This window comes from Pseudomonas sp. NFACC39-1 (assembly GCF_900110355.1).
Lineage (GTDB): Bacteria > Pseudomonadota > Gammaproteobacteria > Pseudomonadales > Pseudomonadaceae > Aquipseudomonas > Aquipseudomonas tehranensis.
The window spans coordinates 563,056-580,610 of record NZ_FODL01000002.1; the positions used below are offsets into that span (position 1 = coordinate 563,056).

The 17,555-nt window shown below is 61.8% G+C and carries 19 protein-coding genes; 10 read left to right on the plus strand and 9 right to left on the minus strand.

Features of this window, described 5'->3' with window-relative positions; genetic code table 11:
• Positions 1 to 91 precede the first annotated feature (91 nt).
• On the minus strand, positions 92 to 385 hold the full coding sequence (locus tag BMY45_RS06795; RefSeq protein ID WP_025211633.1) for a hypothetical protein: 294 nt from the start codon (positions 383 to 385) through the stop codon (positions 92 to 94).
• Positions 386 to 549: 164 nt separating this feature from the next.
• On the opposite strand from BMY45_RS06795, the gene BMY45_RS06800 reads away from it, so the two are divergent.
• Genes BMY45_RS06800 through BMY45_RS06815 form a run of 4 tightly spaced genes read left to right on the plus strand, consistent with a single transcriptional unit; the run spans position 550 to position 2,822 of the window.
• Entirely contained in the window at positions 550 to 855 is a 306-nt protein-coding gene (locus BMY45_RS06800) for a MazG-like family protein (RefSeq protein WP_092395915.1), read from the plus strand.
• The gene (locus BMY45_RS06805) at positions 852 to 1,601 is read left to right on the plus strand and encodes a methyltransferase (protein ID WP_092395917.1); all 750 of its coding nucleotides are present in this window, start codon (positions 852 to 854) and stop codon (positions 1,599 to 1,601) included. The genes BMY45_RS06800 and BMY45_RS06805 overlap by 4 nt, the downstream gene beginning before the upstream one ends.
• A gap of 25 nt (positions 1,602 to 1,626) precedes the next feature.
• Positions 1,627 to 2,244 (plus strand): DUF4136 domain-containing protein, encoded by a 618-nt coding sequence (locus BMY45_RS06810; protein ID WP_092395919.1) that lies wholly within the window; start codon positions 1,627 to 1,629, stop codon positions 2,242 to 2,244.
• A gap of 20 nt (positions 2,245 to 2,264) precedes the next feature.
• Positions 2,265 to 2,822, plus strand: coding sequence for a DUF4136 domain-containing protein (locus tag BMY45_RS06815; RefSeq protein ID WP_092395921.1), 558 nt, complete (start codon positions 2,265 to 2,267; stop codon positions 2,820 to 2,822).
• 153 nt (positions 2,823 to 2,975) lie between these two features.
• Here BMY45_RS06815 and BMY45_RS06820 read toward each other — a convergent pair whose 3' ends face one another.
• Together BMY45_RS06820 and BMY45_RS06825 are read right to left on the minus strand one after the other, a co-directional pair.
• A complete protein-coding gene (locus tag BMY45_RS06820; protein WP_092395923.1) occupies positions 2,976 to 3,830 on the minus strand; it encodes a MaoC family dehydratase in 855 nt (284 codons plus the stop codon).
• 2 nt (positions 3,831 to 3,832) lie between these two features.
• The gene (locus tag BMY45_RS06825; protein WP_092395925.1) at positions 3,833 to 5,185 is read right to left on the minus strand and encodes a 3-oxoacyl-ACP reductase; all 1,353 of its coding nucleotides are present in this window, start codon (positions 5,183 to 5,185) and stop codon (positions 3,833 to 3,835) included.
• 145 nt (positions 5,186 to 5,330) lie between these two features.
• Here BMY45_RS06825 and BMY45_RS06830 point away from each other — a divergent pair, with 145 nt between their 5' ends.
• Positions 5,331 to 6,608: an acetyl-CoA C-acetyltransferase gene (locus tag BMY45_RS06830; protein ID WP_092395927.1), complete on the plus strand. Its 1,278-nt coding sequence runs from the start codon at positions 5,331 to 5,333 to the stop codon at positions 6,606 to 6,608.
• Here the strand turns inward: BMY45_RS06830 and BMY45_RS06835 are convergent.
• Positions 6,595 to 7,623, minus strand: a complete 1,029-nt coding sequence (locus BMY45_RS06835; protein WP_092395929.1) for a bile acid:sodium symporter family protein — start codon at positions 7,621 to 7,623, stop codon at positions 6,595 to 6,597. The genes BMY45_RS06830 and BMY45_RS06835 overlap by 14 nt on opposite strands.
• A gap of 79 nt (positions 7,624 to 7,702) precedes the next feature.
• Between BMY45_RS06835 and BMY45_RS06840 the strand changes: the two genes are divergently transcribed.
• On the plus strand, positions 7,703 to 8,494 hold the full coding sequence (locus BMY45_RS06840) for an AraC family transcriptional regulator (RefSeq protein ID WP_092395931.1): 792 nt from the start codon (positions 7,703 to 7,705) through the stop codon (positions 8,492 to 8,494).
• A 226-nt stretch (positions 8,495 to 8,720) separates the two neighbouring features.
• On the plus strand, positions 8,721 to 9,614 hold the full coding sequence (locus BMY45_RS06845) for a PA4780 family RIO1-like protein kinase (RefSeq protein WP_047227411.1): 894 nt from the start codon (positions 8,721 to 8,723) through the stop codon (positions 9,612 to 9,614).
• Positions 9,615 to 9,948: 334 nt separating this feature from the next.
• Here BMY45_RS06845 and cueR read toward each other — a convergent pair whose 3' ends face one another.
• From cueR to BMY45_RS06865, 3 genes are all read right to left on the minus strand, one after another.
• The gene (cueR, locus tag BMY45_RS06855) at positions 9,949 to 10,362 is read right to left on the minus strand and encodes a Cu(I)-responsive transcriptional regulator (protein ID WP_092395935.1); all 414 of its coding nucleotides are present in this window, start codon (positions 10,360 to 10,362) and stop codon (positions 9,949 to 9,951) included.
• Positions 10,359 to 12,752 carry a heavy metal translocating P-type ATPase gene (locus tag BMY45_RS06860; RefSeq protein ID WP_092395937.1) on the minus strand — a complete coding sequence of 798 codons (2,394 nt, stop codon included), beginning with the start codon at positions 12,750 to 12,752 and terminating at the stop codon, positions 10,359 to 10,361. The genes cueR and BMY45_RS06860 overlap by 4 nt, the downstream gene beginning before the upstream one ends.
• Positions 12,753 to 12,884: 132 nt before the next feature.
• Positions 12,885 to 13,268 (minus strand): hypothetical protein, encoded by a 384-nt coding sequence (locus BMY45_RS06865; protein ID WP_092395939.1) that lies wholly within the window; start codon positions 13,266 to 13,268, stop codon positions 12,885 to 12,887.
• A 148-nt stretch (positions 13,269 to 13,416) separates the two neighbouring features.
• Here BMY45_RS06865 and BMY45_RS06870 point away from each other — a divergent pair, with 148 nt between their 5' ends.
• Together BMY45_RS06870 and BMY45_RS06875 are read left to right on the plus strand one after the other, a co-directional pair.
• The gene (locus BMY45_RS06870; RefSeq protein ID WP_092395942.1) at positions 13,417 to 13,614 is read left to right on the plus strand and encodes a heavy-metal-associated domain-containing protein; all 198 of its coding nucleotides are present in this window, start codon (positions 13,417 to 13,419) and stop codon (positions 13,612 to 13,614) included.
• A 95-nt stretch (positions 13,615 to 13,709) separates the two neighbouring features.
• Entirely contained in the window at positions 13,710 to 14,912 is a 1,203-nt protein-coding gene (locus BMY45_RS06875; protein WP_092395944.1) for a multidrug effflux MFS transporter, read from the plus strand.
• Position 14,913: 1 nt separating this feature from the next.
• Here the strand turns inward: BMY45_RS06875 and BMY45_RS28120 are convergent, their stop codons facing one another.
• A complete protein-coding gene (locus BMY45_RS28120; protein ID WP_171061426.1) occupies positions 14,914 to 15,084 on the minus strand; it encodes a hypothetical protein in 171 nt (56 codons plus the stop codon).
• A 221-nt stretch (positions 15,085 to 15,305) separates the two neighbouring features.
• Positions 15,306 to 16,319 carry a zinc-binding alcohol dehydrogenase family protein gene (locus BMY45_RS06880; protein WP_092395946.1) on the minus strand — a complete coding sequence of 338 codons (1,014 nt, stop codon included), beginning with the start codon at positions 16,317 to 16,319 and terminating at the stop codon, positions 15,306 to 15,308.
• A gap of 113 nt (positions 16,320 to 16,432) precedes the next feature.
• Between BMY45_RS06880 and BMY45_RS06885 the strand changes: the two genes are divergently transcribed.
• Positions 16,433 to 17,362, plus strand: coding sequence for a LysR family transcriptional regulator (locus BMY45_RS06885; RefSeq protein ID WP_092395948.1), 930 nt, complete (start codon positions 16,433 to 16,435; stop codon positions 17,360 to 17,362).
• The last annotated feature ends 193 nt before the right edge of the window (positions 17,363 to 17,555 follow it).

Consider the following 17,555-nt stretch of genomic DNA (forward strand, 5'->3'; position numbering starts at 1 on the left):
TTGGGACTGCTGCGCAGTCCAGCGGGAGCAAGCTCCCTCGCCACAGAGTGCCGCGTCTGGCGCGGGCTCTATGATGGGAACGATCTTAGTGCTAGTGAATGATCCAGCTCAACAGCCACAACCCCAGCACCAACCAGATAATCCCCATGACGATCGACGCCCGCATAAAGGCGCGAATCGCCGAGTACAGCAGCATCAGCCCGAGTATCAGCGCAAGGATGCTGATGATCGAGGCGTCCATGCCCAGTGTGCGCGACAGTCCATCGACAAAGTTGCCGCCGGCATTGGCCAGGGTGTTGAACAGGCCGCTGAGCAGGTCGACGATAAACCGGATCACCGAACCGAGCGCCTGGCCGAGCCATTCGAAAAAGCTTTCTACCTGCATGTGTACGTCCTGATGAGAGAGATCGGAATCGAGCCTTGGGCTTCTGGTTGTAAGAGCGGCGCAAGGCCAAGATCGTTCGATTATGGGGCAAAACGCCGCTTCGTACCGAGACGCTTGCCTTCCCTCGTCATCCCCCCGAAGCTATGCGCATTCAGGAGACCCCGATGAACCTTGTTGAACTGACCGAACGCCTGCATGCCATTCGTGACCGTAACGATTGGCGGCAATTTCACAGCCCGAAAAACCTCGCCATGGCTGCCAGTGTGGAAATGGCCGAACTGGTGGAGATTTTCCAGTGGTTGACCGAGGACCAGTCGCGCCAGTTGCCGGCGGACAAACTGGCCCACGCCGGGCAGGAAGTCGGTGACATCGTGTTGTACCTGTTGCTGCTGTGCAGCGAACTGGGGTTGGATATGGAGGCCGTGGTGCGCAGCAAACTGGCTGACAGCGAGCGGCGGTTCGGCCAATGAGCGACCGTCATTTCGATCAGCTCGCCACGCGTTTTGCCGAAAAAATCTACGGTGGGGCCAAAGGTGCGATCCGTCTGGCGGTGCTGCAGGCCGATCTGCTTGAAGCCTTGCCTGAGCGTCCGTTGCGTGTGTTGGACATAGGCGCCGGCTTGGGCCACATGTCGTTGTGGCTGGCCGAACGCGGCCATCAGGTGACCCTGGCCGAGCCAGCCGAGCCCATGCTCGAAGGTGCCCGTCAGCGGTTCGCCGATGCCGGTCAGAGCGCAACGTTCATGCAGGCGCCGTGGCAGGCGCTGCCCGACCAGCTCACTGAGCCTTACGACCTGGTGCTGTGTCACGCGGTGCTGGAATGGCTGGCCGAACCCCATGCGATCCTGCCGGTGCTGCATCAACTCACGGCCCCGGGCGGCTGGTTGTCCCTGGCGTTCTACAACCGCGACGCACTGGTTTATCGCAACCTGCTCAAGGGGCATTTTCGCAAGTTGCGCAAAAATGACATGGCCGGTGAAAAACAGAGCCTGACCCCGCAACAACCCCTTGATCCGCGGGAACTGGCGGCGCAACTTGAAGGCTTGTGGCAGGTCGAAACTCAAAGTGGCGTGCGGGTTTTCCATGACTACATGCCGGTGGAGTTCCAGGGCCGCGTGGAGCTGGCGCAGTTGCTGGAGATGGAGCTGGCTCACCGCCGCCATCCGGCGTTTGCCGGGTTGGGGCGTTACCTGCACTGGGTCTGCCGTCCCCTCTGATCTGAAAGAGCAATCGGAGCGCGAAATGAAAGGTCGTTCAGGGTTGTTGGTGTTGTGCCTGGGACTGGCTGCCTGCCAAGGCAGCAACCCGTATGTCGCCACGTCTAACCCGCTGCCTCCGGCGCCGCCGCAGGCCGCCACGGTGTTTGACCGCAGCGCTTACCCCGCGCCACCCCGTGACTACGGACGCTATCGCAGTTGGGCCTGGCTCAACGGGCGACTGCCACCGGGCACCGCTTGGGCGGACTCGGCCCAGGTGGCTGAAGCGGTGAGCAACGCGCTGGATCAACGCGGCCTGCGTCCATTGCATGACAACCGCCCGGCCGACCTGTTCGTCAGTGCCGACCTGCGCCTGGAAACGCGCGTGCGTCAGGTTCGGGACGACTATGATTCCGGTTACTACGGCGGCTACAACCGTTATGACCGTTACGGCCCCGGCTATGGCATGTATCACTCGGTGCCGGTGGTGCGCACTTATCGGGAGCAGGTCGTGGTGGTACGAGTGGACCTGTTCGATGCCCGTAATGGTCAGCCGGTGTGGAGCTCCAGCGCCGAGACCAGCCAGCGCGGCAGTCAGAGCGCGCGCACCGATGCCATTCGCGAAGCGGTGGAAAAAGCCCTGTCGGCTTATCCTCCAAGTTGATTACGCAACGGAGAAAAACCATGTGTCGCCGTCTCGCTCTACTGGCTTTTACCCTGTTGCTCAGTGCCTGTGCGGGTAACCCGGTCAATCACGACTTTGACACCAGCCGGGATTTCTCCGCGTATCGCAGTTGGAGCTGGAAAGAGCCGGCGCTGCAATATCGCCCCGATGATCCGCGCATCAAGAGCGACCTGACCGAACAGCGGATCCGTCAGGCGGTTGCCGATCAGCTCGACCAGCGCGGTCTGCGCCCGGCCCAGGCGGGCGGGCGTGGGGATGTGATGGTCCAGGCTTACCTGATCGTCGAGGATCGCCAGCAACAGATCACGACCAACTACGGCGGAGGTTGGGGCAGCCCGTGGAATGGCTATTGGGGCGGGCCGATGTACAACGAAACCCGCAACGTCAGCTACAAGGTCGCCACGGTGCAGATCGATCTGCTCGATGGCAAGGACGGCAAGCTGGTATGGCGGGGCAGTGATGAACGAATGCTCAGCAACTCACCCAATCCTACGGATCGCAGCACCGCAGTGCGTGAGACGGTTGCGCGGATCCTGGCGAACTATCCGCCGCGGTAGGTGGATTCAGCATCGAGGCAAGCTGACCCACCGCTATCGCGAGCAGGCTCGCTCTCACAAGGGATTTGTGCCGGACGCAGGGCTCATGAACACCCAAGGTGGGAGCGAGCCTGCTCGCGATGGCGGCATCACATTCAACAAAGATGCCGGTCCTTAGCCTGCCGGTCGCCAGCTCCCCACCATATGCTCCAACTCCCCCGAACCGATCAATCGTAAGTCCCCGCTGGACCCCGCCGCACTCGCCAGCAGTGTCACTTCGCTGGGCAGGCGCACCGGTTTCTTGAAGGTGACATCAATCTCGACGTTGGCATCGGGCAAGTGTTCGTCCAGCGCCGCCAGGGTCCTGGCCTTGTTCCACAGGCCGTGGGCGATGGCGGTGGGGAAGCCGAACAGCCGGGCGCTGAGGCCGCTCAGGTGGATCGGGTTGTAATCACCGGACACCTTGGCGTATTGCCGGCCAATGTCAGCCGGCGCGGTCCAGTGCGCCACTTCAGTCAGCGCCTGGAACTCTTGCAGCGGCTCTTCCACCAACGCGCCGTCAAGCTGGACGCTCTTGCAGAGCATCTGGCTCTCGGCCTCCCACAGCGGCCCCAATTGATCATCAATGCGAGTCACCAGGTCGAACACCACGCCCTTGGGGTGAGCTTGCAGGTTTTGCACGTTGACGCGGGCCTGTACTTGGCTGACCCCGCCCATGGGCCGCAGTACGCGGATGCGATTGCTCAAGTGGATCAGCCCCAGCAACGGGAACGGGAAGTCCCGGGCGGTGAGCAACTGCATCTGCAGGGCAAACGCCAGTACGTGGGGGTAGGTCGGCGGCAGCAGTCCATTTTCGGCAAAACCGCAGACCTTGCGATAAGCCGCCAGGCGTTGCGGATCGACCTGTATCACTTGGCGCAATCCGTCCTGGGGCAAGGTTTTTCCAGTGACCTTGCGCCGTGTCGCGGCTTTCACGTACAGCTCGGACATACCGGGTGCGGCGTTTACTTCATGCCATTGGATCGTCATGGTCATGCTCCCAAGAGGCTTTGCCCGCACACCCGTAGCGTCTGGCCGGTAACGGCGCCCGTACCCGGCTGGGCGAGCCAGGCCACGGCTTCGGCGACGTCTTGTGGCAGGCCGCCCTGGCCCAGGGAACTCATGCGCCGCCCCGCTTCGCGCAGGGCAAAAGGGATGTCGGCGGTCATGCGGGTTTCAATGAAACCCGGGGCCACGGCATTGATACTGATCCCCCGAGGCTGCAGGACCGGCGCCCAGGCCTGGGCCAGGCCGATCAACCCGGCCTTGCTCGCCGCGTAATTGGTCTGGCCGCGATTGCCGGCGATGCCGCTGATGGACGCCAGCAGAATCACTCGGCCATGGTCCCGCAGAGTGCCACTGTCGAGCAGGGCCTTGGTCAGCACCTGCGGGGCGTTGAGGTTGACCGCCAGCACCGCGTCCCAGAATTCCGGGGTCATGTTGGCGAGCGTCTTGTCCCGGGTGATGCCCGCGTTGTGCACCACGATGTCGACGCCGTCGGGCAGGTGTTCAGTCAACTGCGTAGCGGCATCTTCAGCACAGATGTCCAGCGTCACGCTGCGCCCGCTAAGGCGCGCAGCCAGGGCTTCGAGATCGGCCTTGGCCTGCGGAACGTCCAGCAGGATCACGTCGGCGCCATCGCGGGACAGGGTTTCGGCAATGGAGGCGCCGATCCCGCGGGCCGCGCCGGTGACCAGAGCCTTGAGGCCTGTGAGCGGGCGGGTCCAATCCTGGACCTGAGTGTCGCAAGCGTTGAGACGAATGACCTGCCCGGAAACGTAGGCGCTCTTGGGCGACAGGAAAAACCGCAGCGCACCTTCCAGTTGGGCCTCGGCGCCGTCACCCACATACAGCAATTGCAGCGTCCCGCCATGACGCAACTCTTTGGCCAGGGAACGGCTGAAGCCCTCCAAGGCCCGCTGCGTGCTGGCAGCAAACGGATCGGCGAGACTCTCCGGGGCGCGGCCTAGGATGACGACATGGGCGCTGTGGTCGAGGTTCTTCATCAGGGGTTGGAAGAACTCACGCAGTTGCTTGAGCTGGTCGGCCTGCGCCAGATGACTGGCGTCGTACACCACCGCCTTGATTTTCGGACCGTGACCGGGGATCCATTCGGTGGCCAGTGTCGGTTCGCCCCCGTAGATGAAGATCGCGTCGGTCAGGCGCTTGGCAAATGCGCCGATCTGTTCGGTCAACGGTCCGCCGCCCAACAGCAACGCCCCTTCGATCGGCCGCAGCCGCCCGGCCTGCCAGCGCTCCAGGCGGGCCGGCGATGGCAGGCCCAGCGCACCGACCAGACGCAGGCCCAGGGGCGAATTGGCGAAGTCGATATAACGGTCTGACATGGAACACACTCCGGCTGATGAGGTTCAAAGTGTGGACCATGATTGGCAATCAGTCGTTCGATCGGCCAGATAAAGCCTAAGCTTGTGCGGGAGCCGGGTTCCCGCAGGCCCATTGGCGCATCCGGACATACACAGGGAGTTCTTCATGACACAGCTACGCCGCGTCGCGATCATTGGTGGTAACCGCATCCCCTTCGCCCGCTCCAACGGGGCCTATGCCACCGCCAGCAACCAGGCGATGCTGACTGCCGCGCTCGAGGGGCTGATCGAGCGCTACAACCTGCATGGCCTGCACATCGGTGAGGTGGCCGCCGGTGCGGTGCTCAAGCTTTCCCGGGATCTGAACCTGACTCGCGAATGCGTGCTCGGCTCGCGGCTGTCACCCACCACCCCGGCCTACGACCTGCAACAGGCTTGCGGCACGGGGTTGGAAACTGTGCTGTTGACGGCCAACAAGATCGCCCTCGGGCAGATCGACAGTGCCATTGCCGGCGGCGTAGACACCACCTCGGATGCGCCGATTGGCGTCAACGAAGGGCTGCGCCGGATCCTGCTGCAAGCCAATCGCGCCAAAACCACCGCTGAGAAAATCAAGACCTTCCTGCAACTGCGTCCCCAGCACCTCGTTCCCGAACTGCCGCGCAATGGCGAGCCACGAACCGGCCTGTCCATGGGGCAGCACTGCGAACTGATGGCCCAGACCTGGCAGATTCCCAGGGAGGAGCAGGACCAACTGGCCCTGGAAAGTCATCAGAAAATGGCCGCGTCCTACGCCGAAGGCTGGCAGAACGACTTGATGACGTCCTTTCTCGGCCTGACACGGGACAACAACCTGCGCCCGGACCTGACCCTGGAAAAACTCACCGCCCTCAAGCCGGCCTTCGAAAAAAGCGCCAAGGGCACAATGACGGCGGGCAATTCCACGCCATTGACCGATGGTGCCTCACTGGTGTTGTTGGGCAGCGAAGAGTGGGCCAAGTCCCGGGGGTTGCCGATCCTGGCATATGTGCGCGACGGCGAAACGGCAGCGGTGGATTTCGTCAACGGAGCAGAAGGGTTGCTGATGGCACCGGTCTACGCCGTGCCTCGGTTACTGGCGCGCAACGGCCTGACGTTGCAGGACTTTGACTACTACGAGATCCACGAAGCATTTGCCGCCCAGGTGTTATGCACGCTCAAAGCCTGGGAAGACCCGGATTATTGCAAGACGCGCCTGGGCCTCGACGCTCCGTTGGGCAGCATAGACCGCAGTCGGCTGAACGTGAAGGGCAGCTCCCTGGCCGCCGGGCACCCATTTGCCGCCACGGGTGGACGAATCGTCGCCAACCTCGCCAAGTTGCTGGACGTGGCGGGGCGGGGCCGCGGTCTGATTTCCATCTGCGCGGCCGGTGGCCAGGGTGTAACGGCAATCATCGAGCGTTGAGGGTCGCCTCGCGTTGTTGATGGATCAGTTCCCGCTGGCGGTTGGCGTAACGTTCGGCCAGGATCGAACAGACGATCAGTTGCAACGGGTGATAAATCATGATCGGCAACAGGATCAGCCCCAGGCCGGGGTTGTTGCCGAAAATCAATGCGGCCATCGGCACCCCGGCCGCCAGGGATTTCTTGCTGGCGCAGAACACCGCAGCAATCTCATCGGCGTTGCTGAACCGCAGGGCCCGGGCGGTGCGGGTGGTCATCCACAAAATGATTGCCAGCAACACGGCACTGCCAAGCAATGCACTGAGCAGTACAGCGTTGCCTTGTTGTTGCCAGATCCCGGACACCATCGAATTGCAGAACGCCGCGTAGACCAGCAGCAGGATCACCAGTTTGTCGATGATGCTGGTGTAGCGTTTGTACCGTGCGAAAAAACCGCCCAGCCAGCGCCGCAGTAACTGTCCGAGCACCAGTGGCAGCAGCAACATCAGGCAAAGGTCGAGCAAAGTCGCACCCAGGTCGATGCCCCCGGCGCCGCTGCCGACCACGAAACTGACCAGCAGTGGCGTCAGGAAAATCCCCAGCACGCTGGACAGGCTCGCGTTGAGAATCGCCGCCGGTACGTTGCCGCCGGCGCTGCCGGTCAGGGCCACCGAGGACGAAATGGTCGAAGGCAGGACACACAGGTAAAAGAACCCCAGCATCAGCAGTGACGGTACATGGCGGCCCAGAAGCAAATCACTGACCAGCCAGATCAGGGGAAACACACCGAAGGTAAAAACCTGCACCATCAAGTGCAGCCGGATGTTTTTCAGACCGTGGCGGATCTGCTCGCCGGACAGGTTTATCCCGTGCAGGAAGAACACGACAAAGATGCCGATATTGACCACCCACTCGGCATGCATGGCGCCACCCGTGGCGCCAAAGCTGGGAAACAGATACGCCAGCAACGTGGCAAGCAGCATGCCGCACAGGAACCAGTCGGTTACCAAGCGTTTGAGGTGTCTGAAAATGTGCATACGGCACCGCAAGTTGTAAGAAAGGTCGACTTAGCCTAACGTCGGCACTTGCAGCCGTCTTGCGACATAAGGCCAATCCATGCCGACTAACGGACACCAACAACTCGAAAGACGCATTCCCGACCTGACGGAATTGCCCAGGCCGCTTTATGCCCGTGTCGAAAGCTTGAGCGCCGGTTCGTGGACCCAGGCCCATCGTCATGATTGGGTGCAGTTTTCCTACGCCATCAGTGGCGTGCTGGGTGTGCACACCGCTGAAGGCAGTTTTTTCGCCCCGCCACAATGGGCCATCTGGATTCCTGCCGACCTGGAGCATCATGTGGTGACCTCCACCCGGGCGGAAATGCGCAGCCTTTATGTCCATCGCGACGCCTGCCCGTGGGCCGATGAGCGCTGCCGGGTGCTGGAGGTCACGCCGCTGGCTCGGGAGCTGATCAAGGCTTTTTGTCAGCTGCCGGCCGATTACGCTCAGGGCGATACCCAGCAAGCGCGACTGGTGCAAGTGTTGCTGGACCAGTTGGCAACGCTGCCGGAGGTGGGTTTTTCCCTGCCGCTGCCCCGCCATGTGCGTCTGCTGGCGTTGTGCAATGAATTGATCGAACAGCCCGACCAGAACGTGACGTTGCAAGTGTGGGCCGAGCGCCTGGGCACCTCGGAAAAAACCCTGATGCGTCTGTTCCAGCGCGAAACCGGCCTGAGCTTTCGCGCCTGGCGCCAGCGCACTCGGTTGTTGTCGTCCCTGGGGTCGTTGGAAAAAGGCGATAGCGTGACCGGCGCGGCGTTGTCCTGTGGCTACGATTCCACGTCCGCTTTCATAGTGGCGTTCAAGGGGATGTTTGGATTGACCCCGGGGGAGTTGTTTAAACATTGAATCAGGTGCACTGGGCGTGGCTGTCAGTTCTTGTCGCAAATGCCTTTGCATTCAATTGCCAACGCTATCCGCTGTCTCGGCTATGATTCGGCTCGGTCGATTTAATCCGGCACATTGTGTGCATCGAAGGGTTCATAAGTCGGCAACCCCTCCCCGTGGAGGGAGGATTGCCGTATAACGACTGTCATTCGCGTGTTCGGTAATAAAGGACCCACAATAAAAGCTGATGAAGACTCCAAAACGCATTGAACCCCTGATCGAGGACGGTCTGGTCGACGAGGTGCTGCGCCCACTCATGAGTGGTAAAGAAGCAGCTGTTTATGTGGTGCGCTGCGGCAACGAGTTACGTTGCGCCAAAGTCTACAAGGAGGCGAACAAGCGAAGTTTTCGTCAGGCGGCCGAATACCAGGAAGGCCGCAAGGTGCGTAACAGCCGCCAGGCCCGTGCCATGGCCAAGGGCTCCAAGTTCGGGCGCAAGGAAACCGAAGACGCCTGGCAGAATGCCGAAGTGGCGGCGCTGTTCCGGTTGGCCGGCGCGGGCGTGCGAGTGCCCAAGCCGTACGACTTCCTCGAAGGTGTGCTGCTGATGGAGCTGGTGGCCGACGAGTACGGCGATGCGGCACCGCGTCTGAACGATGTGGTACTGGAGCCGGATCAGGCCCGTGAGTATCACGCGTTCCTGATCTCCCAGATCGTGTTGATGCTGTGTACCGGTCTGGTGCACGGTGACCTGTCGGAGTTCAACGTGCTGCTGACGCCGACGGGCCCGGTGATCATCGATCTGCCGCAGGCGGTGGACGCCGCTGGCAACAATCACGCCTTCAGCATGCTGGAGCGGGATGTGGGCAACATGGCGTCCTACTTCGGCCGGTTTGCCCCGGAGCTCAAGCGCACCCGGTACGCCAAGGAAATGTGGGCGTTGTATGAAGCCGGCACCTTGCACCCGGCCAGCGTGCTGACCGGCGAGTTCGACGAGCCGGAAGAGCTGGCGGATGTCGGCGGGATCATGCGTGAAATCGAGGCTGCCCGCCTGGACGAGGAACGCCGCCAGGCTGTCCGCGCCGCTGACGACGCTCCCCCCGGCAAAACCGAAGAACCGCCTCCGCCCTGGATGCAGTGACCGCTTGACCAGAAACCCGGCTCAGGCCGGGTTTTTTGTGGCTGCCCAAAAAATCCCACACTGTTTTTGTGAGGCCTCAAAATCTGCGCCCGCCACCAACTCCCTGTGGGAGCGAGCCTGCTCGCGAAAGCGGTGGGTCAGCTTGCATGGATGTTGGACGTGCCGCCGTCATCGCCAGCAGGCTCGCTCCCACATTGGTTCTTGGGTGTGCATGGATCCTGCGTCTGCCACCAACTCCCTGTGGGAGCGGGCTTGCTCGCGAAAGCGGTGGGTCAGCTTGCATGGGTGTTGGATGTGCCGCCGTCATCGCGAGCAGGCTCGCTCTCACCTTCGCTCAAGCATGCACTGCCTTCTCGCAACACCCCGACGCCAGTTCCTTGAGAATCGGGCAGTCAGGGCGATGGTCGCCGTGGCAGTGTTCCACCAGGTCCTGGAGGGTGTCGCGCAGTTCGGCCAGTTCGCGGATTTTCTGGTTCAGTTCGTCGATGTGTTGCCGGGCCAGGGCCTTGACGTCGGCGCTGGCTCGTTGGCGGTCCTGCCAGAGGGTCAGCAATTTGCCGACCTCCTCCAATGAAAACCCAAGGTCCCGGGAGCGCTTGATAAAGGCCAGGGTGTGCAGGTCATCGGCGCCGTAGATCCGGTAACCGCTGTCGGTGCGATGAGCCGCCTTGAGCAGGCCAATGGATTCGTAGTACCGGATCATCTTCGCACTCAGGCCGCTCTGGCGGGCGGCTTGGCCGATGTTCATGGCTTGTCCTCCAGGTGTTTGGGTGTCCAGAGTTTCAACAGTAACGCATTGCTCACTACGCTGACGCTCGACAACGCCATGGCCGCGCCGGCCAGCACCGGGTTGAGGAAGCCGAACGCCGCCAGGGGAATACCGATCAAGTTGTAGACGAATGCCCAGAACAGGTTCTGACGGATCTTGGCGTAGGTCTTGCGGCTGATGTCCAGCGCCGCCGGCACCAGCCGAGGATCGCCGCGCATGAGGGTAATACCGGCGGCGTGCATCGCCACATCGGTGCCGCCACCCATGGCAATGCCAATGTCCGCAGCAGCGAGGGCCGGGGCGTCGTTGATGCCGTCGCCTACCATGGCCACCACCGAATTTTTCTTCAACTGCTGGACGATGGCGGACTTGTCGGCCGGCAGTACTTCGGCATGAACATTGGTGATGCCCAATGCCTCGGCCACTACCCGGGCACTGCCGCGATTGTCGCCGGTCAGCAGATGGCTGCCGATGTGGCGTTCATTCAGGGCTTGTACCGCCGCCAGTGCGCCGGACTTGAGTGTATCCCCGAAGGCGAACAGGCCCAGCACCCGTGGCGTTGCGTTTTGTTCGATCAGCCAGGAGAGGGTTCGGCCCTCGGTCTCCCAGGCCTGGGCCGACTCGCTCAGCGAACCGGGGGCCAGGCCCAGTTCGTCCAGCAAACGTCGGTTACCGAGGGCCAGGCGCTGCCCGTCCAGGCTGCCGGCAATACCGCGTCCGGTCAGCGACTGGCTGTCGTTGATGTCCGGGACCTTCAGGCCGCGCTCCGCACACGCATCCAGCACCGCCTTGGCGAGGGGGTGTTCGCTGCCGCGTTGCAGTGCGCCGGCCATTTGCAGCAGCCTGTCTTCGTCACCGTCCAGGGCGCTCAAATGGGCGATGCGCGGTGTGCCGGAAGTCAAGGTGCCGGTCTTGTCGAACACCACGGTGTCGACGTCATGGGCGCGCTCCAGGGCCTCGGCATCCTTGATCAGGATTCCGTGGCGGGCGGCGACACCGGTGCCGGCCATGATTGCCGTGGGTGTCGCCAGTCCGAGGGCGCACGGGCAGGCGATCACCAGTACGGCAACGGCGTTGATCAGCGCCGTTTCCAGTGGTGCGCCGTACAACCACCAGCCGATCAACGTCGCCAAGGCCAATACCAGCACGACCGGCACGAAGACCTGGCTGACTTTATCCACCAGTTTTTGAATGGGGGCCTTGGCCGCCTGGGCGTCCTCCACCAGGCGGATGATGCGCGCCAGGACGGTTTCCGCGCCCAGGGCCAGGGTGCGCACCAGCAGGCGACCTTCGCCGTTGATGGCACCCCCCGTCACCTTGTCGCCGGGCTGTTTAGGCACCGGCAGGCTTTCGCCACTGATCAAGGCCTCGTCGGCGTGACTCTGACCTTCCAGCACTTCACCGTCCACCGGGAAGCGCTCGCCGGGCTTGACCAGCACTTGATCATTCAAGCGCAGGGCGCTGATGGCGACGTCCCGCTCCTGACCATCAATGACCTGAATCGCCCGCTCCGGCCGCAAGGCTTCGAGGGCACGGATGGCACTGGCGGTCTGGCGCTTGGCGCGGCTTTCCAGGTATTTGCCCAGCAACACCAGAGCAATCACTACGGCCGAGGCTTCGAAATACAGGTGCGGCATGCTGCCGGGGCGGGCGATGGCCCATTCATAAATGCTCAAGCCATAACCCGCACTGGTGCCCAGGGCCACCAGCAGATCCATGTTCCCGGCCCCGGCACGCACGGCCTTGTAGGCCGCGATATAGAACCGCGCCCCGAAAATGAACTGCACCGGCGTCGCCAAAGCGAATTGAACCCAGGCCGGCAGCATCCAATGCACGCCGAACGGTTGCAAAAGCATTGGCAGCACTAACGGTACGGACAGCAAAATTGCCAGTATCAGGGCCAGGCGCTCGCGATTCAGGTGATTGCTTTGTGCGTCATGGGGTTGCTCGGCCTGCCAGACGCTGGCGTCATAACCGGCGCCCTTGACCGCATCGATCAGGGTTTGCGGATCGACCCGGCCGAGCAAGTCGAGGTGGGCGCGTTCGGTGGCGAGGTTGACGCTGACACGGTTCACTCCGGCGACTTTGCTCAGGGCGCGCTCGACCCGGCCGACGCATGAGGCACAGGTCATTCCCTCGATGGACAGTTCCAGGGTCTGCACCGGGACGCTGTAGCCGGCCTGTTCGACGGCCTGCATCAAGGCGGGCAGGCTGCCCTCGGGCGCCTGGATCCGCGCCTGTTCGGTCGCCAGGTTCACGCTGACGGCGCTGGCCCCTGTGACGTTGCTCAAGGCGCGCTCGACCCGCCCGGCGCAGCTGGCACAGGTCATCCCGGCAATCGGCAGATCGAAAAGGGTGGATTCAGGCATCGGAAAGGCTCCCTGTAGTGAATGACTACAGGATCAACCTTGCCACGCCGGGAAGGTCAAGCGCTAATCCAAAAGCTTGTACACACACCTTGTGGGAGCGAGCAAGCCCGCTCCCGCTTTTTATCTAAGGGGTCAGTAACCCAGCTCAGCCGGCTTGAGATACATCCCTTCCTGGGTCATGGCAATGCGGAACTTCAGTATGTCGCCCGCCTTGAGCGTGACATCCTGCGACCCCGGCGCGAGCATGCCTGGGCTACAGCCCTGCGTCTGGCCCGGCAGCAGTTTCAAGCGCAAGGAGAATTTTCCGGGTGGCAGGTTGAAGGAGGTGCTCTGTTCCTGGAACAAACGCCCCGAGAGCTGATCGCCGATATAGATGCCGATTTCGCAGGAAGTCGGCACTTCCAGGCGCTCGCGGGAAATGATCAGCACGCCGTAGTCTTCACCGACGGCCGACGCCTGAGGGCTCACCGCTGACAAACCGAGCATGCAAAACAGGCTGAACGCTGACCAGCGCATGGCTGAACCTCCGGTGTGAAATCCTTGATGTGTGCAGCTTGGCCGAGCTTGACGCCGATTGCCAGCCCGGCAGTTTTCGTCAGAACTTGACCTTTCCATGATGGCAAGCTTGAAACTGCCGGCAACCTCAATCCCAAGGAGTTATCTCATGCAAACATTCAATGTTCAGGGAATGTCCTGCGGTCACTGCGTCAAGGCGATCACCCAGGCTGTGCAGGCCAAGGACCCGGCGGCGGATGTACAGATCGATCTGAGCGCCAGGACTGTTCAGGTCCAGAGTTCTTTGTCGGTCGATGCCGTGGTCCAAGCCATTAAAGAGGAGGGATACGAGGCCCGTCTCGCCTGAGATATTTAATAGTTAGCGACCTATCGGAATGTTCAAGAGCGCCCGGCAGGGCTAGACTGTCGGGCTGCTGACTGACGCCTGAACCTGGACGCCTGATGAACTTCCGTACCATTTTGATTCTTGGCGCCTTGAGCGCATTCGGTCCCTTGGCGATCGATTTCTATCTGCCGGCTTTCCCGGCCATGGCGACTGCCTTCGGCACCGACGAAAATCACATCCAACTGACCCTGGCGGCTTATTTCCTCGGATTGTCCATCGGGCAACTGGCCTATGGGCCGGTGGCGGATCGCTTCGGACGGCGGGTTCCGTTGCTGACGGGCGTCGGTCTGTTCACCCTTGCATCTCTGGCCTGTGCCTACGCGCCGAGTCTGGAATGGCTGATCGGTGCCCGTTTCGTCCAGGCCCTGGGCGGATGCGCCGGCATGGTGATTTCCCGGGCGGTGGTCAGCGACAAATGCGACGCGGTGGGCTCGGCCAAGGTGTTCTCCCAACTGATGCTGGTGATGGGGCTGGCGCCAATCCTCGCGCCGATGCTTGGCGGGCTGTTGGTGAACCTGCATGGCTGGCAATCGATCTTCATCGCTTTGACGGTGTTCAGCGCACTGGCGGCGACGGCCGTGGCAGTGTGGCTGCCGGAAAGTCTGCCGGCCCATGTGCCGCGTCAACCATTGTCTGGGGCGTTGCGCCAATATGGTCGACTGTTGAGCGACTCGGTCTTCCTGGGTCACGCCTTGACGGGAGGCATCGCTATCGCCGGAATGTTTGCCTACATTGCCGGTTCGCCTTTCGTCTTCATCAAGCTCTACGGGGTACCGGCCGAACACTTCGGCTGGTTGTTCGGGACCAACGCGGCGGGTTTTATCCTGGTAGCGCAGGTCAACGCCCGATTGTTGTCCAAGCGTGGGCCGGCATTCCTGCTGTCGCGCGCGGTGTGGGTCTATCTCGCCGCCGGGTTGTGTTTGTTGGCGGTCAGTTCCTTGCACACTGAGCGGTTGTGGCCGTTATTGATTCCGCTGTTCATCTGCATTTCCAGCCTGGGTTGCATCCTGCCCAATGCCTCGGCTTGCGCCATGAGTGGGCAGGGTGCTCGTGCCGGTAGCGCCTCGGCGATGCTGGGATGCCTGCAGTTTTCCGTGGCTGCCGGTGCCGCCGCATTGGTGGCGGCGCTGCACGATGGCACTGCCGTGCCGATGGCGATGGTCATCAGCCTTTGCGGGTTATTGGTGGTAGGTGCAGCGATGCTGACCCGCCGCTTGCAACAGGCCCGGACACTGGCACAAGCCAGTGGCCAGGACTGATTCAGCCGGCCGCTCGCTGCTGCTGTTCGGGGTAGCGGTGAGGTGCGTGAATACGCGCTTGCAGGGTGGTGGCGAAAGCCTGGGCCTCGGCCTCGGTGCGGAAGGTCACGACGTGTTGGTCAAGGCGCACTTGCCACTGGGATTTTGCCACTTCTTTTATCAGGATCTTCATTGCTGACCTCCTCACGTAAAAGATTGCGCTGCAAAGGCCTCGAGTGTAGACCTGAATGCGATCGCAATTGTGACAACGGTCAATTCTCAGACTGACGGTGCAGGTTTTTTTGTGGGAGCAAAGCTTGTTCGCGATACGCGACGACTTGGCCTGACGGGGAGCCGCACTACCTCCATCGCGAGCAAGCTTTGCCTCCACAAAAACCGCCCCCTTATCGGTGGTTAGAAACCTTCAAGCACAATCTTGCCTTTGGCTTTTCCGCTTTCCAGCAGGGCATGGGCCCGGCGCAGGTTCTCGGCGTTGATGGTGCCAAAGTGCTCGCCCACGGTGGTCTGCAACGTGCCAGCGTCGATTAGCGCGGCGACGCGGTTGAGCAGGTTATGCTGTTCAATCATGTCCGCCGTTTCGAACAGCGAGCGGGTGTACATGAACTCCCAATGCAACGACAGGCTCTTGCGCTTGAGCTTGGTCACATCCAGCACCTTGGGATCATCGATCAGCGCCAGTTTGCCCTGGGGCGCCAGAGCCTCCACCAATTGATCCAGATGCAGGTCGGTGTGGGTCAGGCTGGCGACATGGGTCACCTGAGGCTGGCCTGCCTGCTTTAATGCATCGCTCAGCGGATGGCTGTGGTCAACGACCAGATCGGCACCCAGGCCTCTTACCCAGTCCTGTGTCTGCGGCCGGGAAGCGCTGCCGATCACTTTCAGTGCGGTGAGCTGGCTGGCCAGTTGCGTCAGTATCGAACCGACACCTCCCGCAGCGCCGACGATCAACAGGCTTTGGCCCTGATCGTCCTGGCCTTCCTGGATTTGCAGGCGCTCGAACAGCAACTCCCACGCGGTAATGGCCGTCAGCGGCAGGGCTGCGGCTTCGGCGAAACCGAGCGTCTTGGGCATCTGGCCGACGATACGTTCATCCACCACATGCAATTCGCTGTTGCCGCCGGCTCGGGCAATGGAGCCGGCGTAGAACACTTTGTCGCCCGCCTTGAACAGCGTGACTTCATTGCCCACCGCCTTGACCACGCCGGCCACGTCCCAACCCAGCACTTTGGCTGCGCCGTCTTCAGGCTGGACGTTCTGGCGAATTTTCGTGTCGACCGGGTTGACCGAAATGGCTTTGACTTCCACCAACAAGTCCCGAGGGCCGGCGGTGGGTTCCGGCAGTTCAATGTCTTGCAGCGATTGCGGGTCGGTGATCGGTAACGAATGGTAGTAGGCGATGGCTTTCATAGGGCGGCTCCTTGAAGTGAGTTCGATGAAGCCAATGGTTAGCTATTTATCACCGAGATAAAACCGGCTAAAAGAACAGGCTCTTTCAATGTTTTTTTGATAATGAGGCCGTCATGCTTCGATTCGACGACTTGCAGTTGTTCGTCCGGGCCGCAGACCTGGGCAGCCTTTCTGCCGCCGCCAGGGTCATGGACCTGTCGGCGGCGGTGGCCAGCGCCGCATTGAAGCGCATAGAACAACACCTGGGCGCCCGGCTGTTGGCGCGTTCTACCCGCAGTTTGCGCCTGACGGCCGAGGGTGAAGGCTTCCTTGAGTATGCCCGCGCGGCGCTGAGCAGCCTCGACGAAGGACGCAGGTTATTGACCAGTGGCCAGGATCAGGTCAGCGGGGTGTTGCAGTTGTCCGCCCCCTCGGACTTGGGACGCAACTTGCTGCTGCCCTGGCTGGACGCGTTCCAGGAGGAGCATCCGGGGCTGACCGTGCGACTGCTGCTGGGTGATCGCATCGCTGATCTGTTCAAGCAGCCGGTGGACGTCGCGTTGCGTTATGGCGAGCCGGAAGATTCGAGCCTGGTAGCCCTGCCGATCGCACCGGATAACCGCCGGGTGCTGTGTGCATCGCCCGCTTACCTGGCTCGGCATGGCGAACCTGTTCAGTTGGAGCAACTGGCCCAGCACAATTGCCTGTTGTACATGCTCGGCACGCGGGTTCATGACCGTTGGCGTTTTCATGACGGCAAGCGGGAAATGAGCCTGACTGTCAGCGGTGACCGCTTCAGCGACGATGCCGATGTGGTGCGTCGCTGGGCGGTGGCAGGCGCGGGGATCGCTTACAAGTCCTGGCTGGACGTTTCAACCGATGTGTTGGCCGGACGTTTGAAAATCCTTCTGCCGCATCTGCAATGCGAGCGCGCGCCGCTCAATCTGCTGTGTGCTCACCGAGCGCAACTGAGCAAACCCATCAACCTGCTGCGGGAAATGCTCAAGCTGCGTTGTGGCCGGTTGACGGCACAATTTGCCCTCTCGACGGGGGACGACCATTAGTCGCATGTAAATAGAGAATTTTCCCTCACGAACAATCGCCTCCAAAGGTTTCCGGAGGACAGGAAACCTCGATCCGCACGCTTATACTAGCGGCCGCCTGAAGCGGCGCGCGATTTGCGGCGGTCGAGCCGCTTTGGGCGGCCCCATTTGCCGGTCACTAGCGCCAGAGCAGTAGACGAATGATTCAACAGGG

Bases quoted from the DNA above. Each gene is read 5' to 3' on its own strand.
- BMY45_RS06795 (WP_025211633.1), bottom strand. From the start codon at position 385: ATGCAGGTAGAAAGCTTTTTCGAATGGCTCGGCCAGGCGCTCGGTTCG.
- BMY45_RS06800 (WP_092395915.1), top strand. From the start codon at position 550: ATGAACCTTGTTGAACTGACCGAACGCCTGCATGCCATTCGTGACCGT.
- BMY45_RS06805 (WP_092395917.1), top strand. From the start codon at position 852: ATGAGCGACCGTCATTTCGATCAGCTCGCCACGCGTTTTGCCGAAAAA.
- BMY45_RS06810 (WP_092395919.1), top strand. From the start codon at position 1,627: ATGAAAGGTCGTTCAGGGTTGTTGGTGTTGTGCCTGGGACTGGCTGCC.
- BMY45_RS06815 (WP_092395921.1), top strand. From the start codon at position 2,265: ATGTGTCGCCGTCTCGCTCTACTGGCTTTTACCCTGTTGCTCAGTGCC.
- BMY45_RS06820 (WP_092395923.1), bottom strand. From the start codon at position 3,830: ATGACGATCCAATGGCATGAAGTAAACGCCGCACCCGGTATGTCCGAG.
- BMY45_RS06825 (WP_092395925.1), bottom strand. From the start codon at position 5,185: ATGTCAGACCGTTATATCGACTTCGCCAATTCGCCCCTGGGCCTGCGT.
- BMY45_RS06830 (WP_092395927.1), top strand. From the start codon at position 5,331: ATGACACAGCTACGCCGCGTCGCGATCATTGGTGGTAACCGCATCCCC.
- BMY45_RS06835 (WP_092395929.1), bottom strand. From the start codon at position 7,623: ATGCACATTTTCAGACACCTCAAACGCTTGGTAACCGACTGGTTCCTG.
- BMY45_RS06840 (WP_092395931.1), top strand. From the start codon at position 7,703: ATGCCGACTAACGGACACCAACAACTCGAAAGACGCATTCCCGACCTG.
- BMY45_RS06845 (WP_047227411.1), top strand. From the start codon at position 8,721: ATGAAGACTCCAAAACGCATTGAACCCCTGATCGAGGACGGTCTGGTC.
- cueR (WP_092395935.1), bottom strand. From the start codon at position 10,362: ATGAACATCGGCCAAGCCGCCCGCCAGAGCGGCCTGAGTGCGAAGATG.
- BMY45_RS06860 (WP_092395937.1), bottom strand. From the start codon at position 12,752: ATGCCTGAATCCACCCTTTTCGATCTGCCGATTGCCGGGATGACCTGT.
- BMY45_RS06865 (WP_092395939.1), bottom strand. From the start codon at position 13,268: ATGCGCTGGTCAGCGTTCAGCCTGTTTTGCATGCTCGGTTTGTCAGCG.
- BMY45_RS06870 (WP_092395942.1), top strand. From the start codon at position 13,417: ATGCAAACATTCAATGTTCAGGGAATGTCCTGCGGTCACTGCGTCAAG.
- BMY45_RS06875 (WP_092395944.1), top strand. From the start codon at position 13,710: ATGAACTTCCGTACCATTTTGATTCTTGGCGCCTTGAGCGCATTCGGT.
- BMY45_RS28120 (WP_171061426.1), bottom strand. From the start codon at position 15,084: ATGAAGATCCTGATAAAAGAAGTGGCAAAATCCCAGTGGCAAGTGCGC.
- BMY45_RS06880 (WP_092395946.1), bottom strand. From the start codon at position 16,319: ATGAAAGCCATCGCCTACTACCATTCGTTACCGATCACCGACCCGCAA.
- BMY45_RS06885 (WP_092395948.1), top strand. From the start codon at position 16,433: ATGCTTCGATTCGACGACTTGCAGTTGTTCGTCCGGGCCGCAGACCTG.